The organism is Halobacillus sp., assembly GCF_049282395.1.
Lineage (GTDB): Bacteria > Bacillota > Bacilli > Bacillales > Halobacillaceae > Halobacillus.
This window is the reverse complement of the sequence record NZ_JBAPTY010000204.1, coordinates 1-7,137: the sequence shown is the minus strand read 5'-3', so window position 1 is coordinate 7,137 and position 7,137 is coordinate 1. Positions and strand designations below refer to the sequence as shown.

Annotated in this window: 7 protein-coding genes; 5 read left to right on the top strand and 2 right to left on the bottom strand. The window is 40.6% G+C overall.

What is annotated here, in order from left to right; genetic code table 11:
• Positions 1-610 precede the first annotated feature (610 nt).
• Positions 611-2,044, top strand: a complete 1,434-nt coding sequence (locus tag WAM07_RS09225) for a hypothetical protein (RefSeq protein WP_422166249.1) — start codon at positions 611-613, stop codon at positions 2,042-2,044.
• A 12-nt stretch (positions 2,045-2,056) separates the two neighbouring features.
• Here the strand turns inward: WAM07_RS09225 and WAM07_RS09220 are convergent, their stop codons facing one another.
• Positions 2,057-2,842 (bottom strand): alpha/beta fold hydrolase, encoded by a 786-nt coding sequence (locus WAM07_RS09220; RefSeq protein WP_422166247.1) that lies wholly within the window; start codon positions 2,840-2,842, stop codon positions 2,057-2,059.
• A 208-nt stretch (positions 2,843-3,050) separates the two neighbouring features.
• Between WAM07_RS09220 and WAM07_RS09215 the strand changes: the two genes are divergently transcribed.
• Positions 3,051-3,629 (top strand): SCO family protein, encoded by a 579-nt coding sequence (locus WAM07_RS09215; protein WP_422166246.1) that lies wholly within the window; start codon positions 3,051-3,053, stop codon positions 3,627-3,629.
• Between the two features lie 171 nt (positions 3,630-3,800).
• Positions 3,801-4,643 (top strand): alpha/beta hydrolase, encoded by an 843-nt coding sequence (locus tag WAM07_RS09210; RefSeq protein WP_422166244.1) that lies wholly within the window; start codon positions 3,801-3,803, stop codon positions 4,641-4,643.
• Positions 4,644-4,713: 70 nt separating this feature from the next.
• Here the strand turns inward: WAM07_RS09210 and WAM07_RS09205 are convergent, their stop codons facing one another.
• Complete coding sequence (locus tag WAM07_RS09205; protein WP_422166242.1) at positions 4,714-5,616, bottom strand: DUF1002 domain-containing protein; 903 nt, start codon at positions 5,614-5,616, stop codon at positions 4,714-4,716.
• Between the two features lie 212 nt (positions 5,617-5,828).
• Between WAM07_RS09205 and WAM07_RS09200 the strand changes: the two genes are divergently transcribed.
• Together WAM07_RS09200 and WAM07_RS09195 are read left to right on the top strand one after the other, a co-directional pair.
• Positions 5,829-6,212: a hypothetical protein gene (locus WAM07_RS09200; RefSeq protein ID WP_422166241.1), complete on the top strand. Its 384-nt coding sequence runs from the start codon at positions 5,829-5,831 to the stop codon at positions 6,210-6,212.
• 48 nt (positions 6,213-6,260) lie between these two features.
• Entirely contained in the window at positions 6,261-6,785 is a 525-nt protein-coding gene (locus WAM07_RS09195; protein ID WP_422166239.1) for a type 1 glutamine amidotransferase domain-containing protein, read from the top strand.
• The last annotated feature ends 352 nt before the right edge of the window (positions 6,786-7,137 follow it).

The window sequence follows — 7,137 nt, the reverse complement described above, 5'->3', positions numbered from 1 at the left end:
AAAGTGGAGGATACGAACGAAGCTGCCGAGATATTCAGCAGCCGTCTAACGTACACAAAAGCTTTCGTTCCTCAACAAGAGTCAAAAGTTGAAGAAAAACCTTCCGAAGGCGAAGCTATGTATCATCATTACACAGACGAAGATTAAAAGCCTGACTCCAATACATTGGAGCCAGGCTTTACTATTACCTTCTTAAATCAGCGGAGCCGTACGTAAAAGCTTCTTTCTGCATGTTACTTTCGAGTAAAAAGTCTGCGCTTCCCCGTCTTTCCACGCGGAGAACTTTTGAACTCCCCCCACTCCCTTTATCAGGTGGGAGATTCTTAATCAAGAACTCTCCAAACAAATAATCCAGTTTCGTAAATCATAAATCCATCGAAGTTGATATAAGCTGTTTGAATTAGTGACAAAACCATCGTTTCGACAGATGCTATAACTATGATCCACCTGCTAGCACGTTCGGTCATTTTCGATTCCAAATTCAAACCCATCCATTTCCGAAAATTCTGTTATTATTAGTATAATAGATATAGGATTAACGAAAAGAAAATTACCATTAAATTACATTAAGCCGGATAATAGGAACTAAACGATAGAAAGGGTTATACATATGTGGAAAAACAAAAACAAATGGAAATGGCTGGGGATTATAGCCGTTCTGCTGATTTTTGCGATAGGAACATACGTGACGACATCAGACAGTAAGGATCGAATTACATACAGTCAGAAATCCAAACCACAACGGAAGGCAAAACCCGTAAATCAGGACGATCTGCCGACCAAATGGCAAGAAGTTGAAAGCTACGAGAAAATAAATGATTTTTATAAAGAAAGAGTGCCAGGGCTTGAGATTGCAAAGGAGAAGGGATTAACGACTTTTCCTCAAGAAACTGCAAAGCTGCCGCAGCGGGATGGACGAATGCAAATTAATCAAGTATGGCATAGCGGTCGCTCTATTTATATCTTTTACAGTATTGATTTATCTGCGCTAATCACGGAAGAAACCAATAACTATGTGAATAATGTCCCTTCGGTAGAAGAAGTGAAATTGAAAAAGAAACAAGATGCTGATACTCAAACACTTTCCACTCATGCACCGCCAATGCAGTATGGAGAGGGGGTTATTTTTGAAAATCGTCTTTATAGTATGGTCCAAACGATACCGATCCCTAAAGAGGGAGAACCGGACCGGATGGTTCCTAATCCTGAAGAGTTTAACCAACAGCTTTTAACCTCGATGACCTTCCGGATTGATGGAAGTATGTACGAGTCGAAGTCCATGCCAGTTCAGTACACATTCGACCCCGATAAGAACCGGTTAGGGCAGTACACCTTTGATAGAATATATCAAAATGACGGACTAACCGTCGAACCTTTAGAAATTAACCTGGGGATTACAGAAAGTTTTCTCAAGGTAAGGGTCGATCATCAGCAAGCGAAATTTAATTCTTCCCTGAACGCTACTTTAATAACCAAAGACGGAAAGCAGGTTCCTATCACTCCTTTCCTGCAAAAAGTAGAAGGTAAAGAGAACATCTATGAAGGATATTTCAGACCGGTCTATTCTATACCAGAAGAGGTATCACTTGAAGTGAAAAATGTCCATTTAACTAGTGGGGATTCATTTTCTTTTAATGTAGATCTTTCAGAGATAAATCCGAAGGTAAGAGGAAACACAAGTGTGAATAAAAAGGCAGCAGAAATATATAATACGAATGTTTATATCGAGCAATTAAATACTCATGGTGAGCACGGAATGGATGTACGACTAGGATTTAGACCTCAAGATTTTGAACAGCCCAAAAAATTAATCGGCATCTCTCCCAGACAAATGGGCAGCCCTGCTTTTGAACGACCTAAAAATGTCCATATCGAAAGTGATAATGGAAAGGAAGCCAATGTTGAGTACGGTGGATCGGAAGACAGCGCCTATATTAATGTTAAGGATTCGCTTGTCCAAGATGCTTCCAATCTGGAAATAACCTTAAAAAATGCGGTCTTTACCGAGCAGATCGACCAGACGTTTGAAGCAGAGAGAAAATAAAAAAAGCAGTGATCAAATCTCTGCTTTTTTTGATAATACATTTTTTTCAATAAACTCTTTAATGTATTGATTAAAGATTGGCCAATGCGTCGCCGGAATTTGGTGATATGCCCTTTCAATGTAAACAAGGGTCGTATCAGGACAGTTAAAATAATATTTAACGTGGTGATTAATCCAGAATTCCTTCGTTCCATACATAAGAAGAAGCGGCACTTCTAATTTAGGAAGTCTTCGGCTGCAATCGAAACGAAACCCTCTGTTATAGAACTCATACCACGCATCCGGACTGGATTTAGCCATATGTTCACTTAAATCCCGCTTAATGATCGGATCTCTAAAGTGAGAATTGCTTAATAATTTAGCGAGCGTCTCGGGGCTTTTTCTTACCCACTCCATGCCTACTAAAAATTCAAATCGCAATCCGCCAGTATCGACCTTTGGAAATCCCCCTGCCAATACAAGCGCGTGGACTCGCTTAGGATAAGTTAATGCAAATTCCTGAGCAACCATCCCGCCGCATGAATAACCAACAAGAGTTACTTTATCAATCCTCAAATGGTCAATTAATTGTTTAATCTCCTTTGCATAGAAGGTAATATCAGGAGCTTTAGTCACGAGTTCCGAATCTCCATTCCCGCTTAAATCAGGAAATATAATTCGGAAGTGTTCAGCTAAAGCATGCTGCTGTCTAAATACTTTCCTTCCCATCCCTGGCGGATGTATAAATATGATCGCTTCCCCATTTCCTTTATCTTCATAAAATAATTGTTTTCCATGTTTTTCAGTAAAATAAGGCATTTATAATCCCCCGCTCATCCATCCTGGTACCTTAGCCTTTTCCGATTTTCAGGTCTTTATACTATTAAGTAAATATTTTACATTTGAACTATAATTAAAAAGCCAACTGTGTCTATTTTATTAACAGATGGAGATTCAATTGACACTTTGATTTATTCGAGCGTAAACTGAGGACGTACATCCTATTTTGGAAGGAGAAAAAAGCTTTATGAAGCATTTCATCTTACTTAGCATGACACTTTTGTTCACACTATTGCTTGCAGGATGCGGCAGTGGTGAACTTGAAAATACACTTGATTGGGAAACACAGAATTTCAAAGCAACCACGCAGGAAGAGGCTGATTTTGCTGTAGAGGATATGGAAGGAAAAGTTTGGCTGGCTGACTTCATCTTTACTTCCTGTAATACGGTCTGTCCGCCCATGACCCGCAATATGGCTCAGATACAGGATCAACTTCAGGAAAAAGACATAGATGCTGAAATCGTTTCATTTAGCGTAGATCCCACGGTGGATTCTCCTGATGAATTAAAGGAATTCGGAAATAAATATGGTGTGGACTATAGTAACTGGACTTTTGTGACGGGTTACACGCAGGAACAAATTCAAAATTTTGCTCAGGAAAGTTTTAAAGCTCCCGTTCAAAAAACAGAAGGCAATGATCAAGTAACCCACGGTACCTCCTTCTATCTTGTTGGGAAAGATGGCAACGTGTTAAAAAAATACAGAGGAGACACAGATGTCCCCTACGATCAAATCATTGAAGATGTTAAAACAGCAGCCAACTGACAAAAAAGCGTTCCGGGTAGGAACGCTTTTTTTGTATGGTTAATCATTCCACCTCAGCTCACCCAGATTATGGATGACCTGAGGTGGAATGATTTTACTTATGAGGATTATTTAAGCTAAGCTGAATGAAAGGATTTGCAGGTCCAACTATGATGAAGCGAGGGGAACAATATGGAGGATTTTTATGCAGAAATAATAGGAACTGGGCAGGACGCCATTTTTTTACCTGCTGGAGGCATGCCTGGTGTAGAAGGTTTAAATATAGCTGAACATATTAAGGGAAATTTCCGCGTTCATATGATAGATCTTCCTGGCATAGGCAGAAGCACAGGTATTTCTGAAAGGTGCACTTCAAAAGTAATTGCTGATTGGCTGAAAGAATACTTAGACAAACAAGGTATTAAAAAAATACTCTTAATCGGTCATTCCCTGGGGGGAGGGTTTGCGATTTCGTTTGCTTACTATTATCCTGAACGTGTTTCTCAGTTGTTTTTACTCGATCAAGGTCACAAAGATTTCCCTAGAGTTCCAGTCCATGAATTTGGACCGTTTGCGCTGGCTTTCCCTATGTTGAATTTGATGGTCCGTTTATGCAGACGTCCTGTCTTAAAAGTCCTACATCCATTGTTTTCAAGCCAACCATCCGAAGATCTCGAGAATGACATTCACCGTTTTTGTAAAGCCACAAATCTGAAGAAAACAAATTATATTGACCAAACCTTTTACACCCCGTGCGAGGTGACCCCCGAGGGACTGAATGTCATGTTTGGTTTCTACAATATACCTCTAGCATCAATGGTTCAAAAAATGCTCGTTCCTACTACTCTTTACTATGCTTCTTTTAAAGGTGTAAATAAGTCAGAAGAAGCCCGTACAATTAAAGCCATTGATCGACTCCTTCAACGCAGAAATTCTAAATTAACCATTAAGCGTGTTGATGGCGGACATTATGTCCACTGGAATAATGATTACGTTAAAAACCATATTGCCGAACAATCCATCTCTTCCCATTAAAAACACCTCAGGTCCTCCTAATATAGGGAGGACCTGAGGTGTTCCAGATCATGTAAATTCTTAAGTGAGTTTAAAACAGGGAACTGATAAAGTTGCTCAAGGAGCGAAAGAAGTCTTTAACAGCCGCCCGGAGGCTGTTCCAGAATCCATCATCATTGATTAAATCTTGAATATTTCCAGTTAAATCATCTAATTGGTTTTTCACCTGATCGAAATCAATATTCAGGTCTCTCATTTGCTCAAACAAATCCACTAGCCTTTGGCGGTCTTCAGCACTAAGTTCAATGTTTAATGCCTGAAGTTGTTCTTTAACAATTTGTTCGACTTCTTCACGGGTGGCAGGGTTCTGTTCAGCAATTGCTTTTTTTATTTCTGTCAGCAGTTCACTTATTTCCGCCTGACTTATTCCTTCTTCCTTGGCAATAGAAGTAGCAACGTCCAGTTCTTCACTCGCTACCTGCATACGGCCTTCATCCAGTTTAACACCTTTAGCATCATAAGCTTTATAAATTCCTGTCAGCGCTGAATGTCCACTAACCTTAACTGAGGAAGCAACCAGAACGTCGGCATCCTGAACACCTGCCGTCAATAGAGCGTTTGTATACATCTCCTTGGTTACTTCTGTGATATTATCTTTAGTAACGATTTCTATATTCAATCCTTGTCCTGTATCCTTGTGAATAATCTTAACCGAAGAGTACATATTGGCATTCGGATTTCCACCAATGTAATTAGCTAAATCTTGACCATTAACTGTAAATTCATCAACTTGCTCATGCTGATTCACTTCCAGCAGTTCGACAACTTCTGATTTTTGGGTATCGGATAATGCTTCTCCATAAACTACAATCGGTAAGCCGAGTTTTTCATTGATTCCTTCATTCCCCGTAGAAGCCAGGCTGGTTTCCGGGACTGCCAGGCTTGAAGCTAACAGTATAATGAACGCCATCAACAAAGTAAATTTCTTTTTCATAAATTTCGTCCCCTTATGCTTGTGGTAGATTCGCAGCTTATTTAGCTTTATGCTGAACTTAGTAGTTATTATACATTACTTTGAATTTTTGACATGGATATATAGAATTATTTAATTGAGAAGCTGCACAGTTCTTTACGAATTTTTTAGTACATAGGTTTCAAATCTTTTTATAAAGTGAACGTTTATTTGTAATCAAAGGAAGTGAAAACATGACATTTATACGACAACTAGGCCTTTATATTTTTGCGGCTGCCTTCTTCTTTGCAGGAGTCACCCACTTCATCTATGATCATGGGTTTGCTCAGATGATTCCTCAGTGGGTACCATACAAGCTTATTATTGTTTATGTAACGGGAATTACGGAGTGGCTGCTTGCTCTTCTCCTGCTTTTCCCCCAAACGAGAAGGGCTGCCGGATGGGCTACTGCTGCTTTTCTGGTAATTGTTCTTCCAGCAAACATTTACGCGGCCATTTATGGCATTCCTGCACCTTGGAGTGAGGGGACAAATGTGACGGCTTTGTGGGTCCGTCCACTGTTCCAGCCTTTACTGATCTGGTGGGTTCTTGCCGTGTCTAAAGATTCGAATACCTGAAAAGGGTTTGATAGAATAAAAGAAGAGTAATGATGAAGGAGGGTACTTATGCGATTAGAAAATAAAAAAGTGATTGCGCTTGTAAGTAAAGATTTTGAGGATCTTGAATTATGGTATCCTTTACTCCGCCTACAGGAAGAGGGAGCTGTTGTTCACCTTGTGGGGGAAGAAGCTGGTAAAGAATACCCAGGCAAATACGGAGTTCCAGCAACTTCAGATTATGCTTTCGGTGATATTAATCCCGCTGATTATGATGGCATTCTCGTTCCAGGCGGCTGGTCACCGGATAAACTTCGTCGCTATGATAAAGTCATCGAAATGGTACAGCACATGAATGAACAGCGAAAGCCGATCGGCCAAATCTGCCATGCCGGCTGGGTGCTCATCTCTGCAGACATCCTGCAAGGCCGTAAAGTTACAAGTACTCCTGGTATTAAAGACGATATGATAAACGCTGGAGCTACCTGGTATGATGAGGCGGTCGTGAAAGATGAGCACATCGTTTCCGCCCGCCGTCCGCCTGATCTGCCTCCTTATGCAAAAGCATTTGCTGACTTATTAGCAGAAAAATAAAGAAAAGAGGGCGCTCCAGAGTGCCCTCTTTTCTTTATGGTCTTTTTAAATTTTGATGTTGTAGATAAGCTCCCGTTTGTTGAAGACTTGATTTCGAGACTTTTGTGAGAATTTGGTCCTGTGGGGGACGATTTCGCTTTTCGGCCCTGCACGACGCAGGGTCGTTCGACGTTGCCACAGGACGTGGCGGTCTTAGTCGAACATCCCATGTGCTGAGCTTCCTCGGGCTTAACAGCCCTGCGGGATCTCACCGATCATGTTCATCCCGCAGGAGATTCCTGTGGGATTCAATAGAGGAGTCCTTGAATTAAAAAAAGCCCTCCGTTAAGATGCATTTGTACAACCAAATACA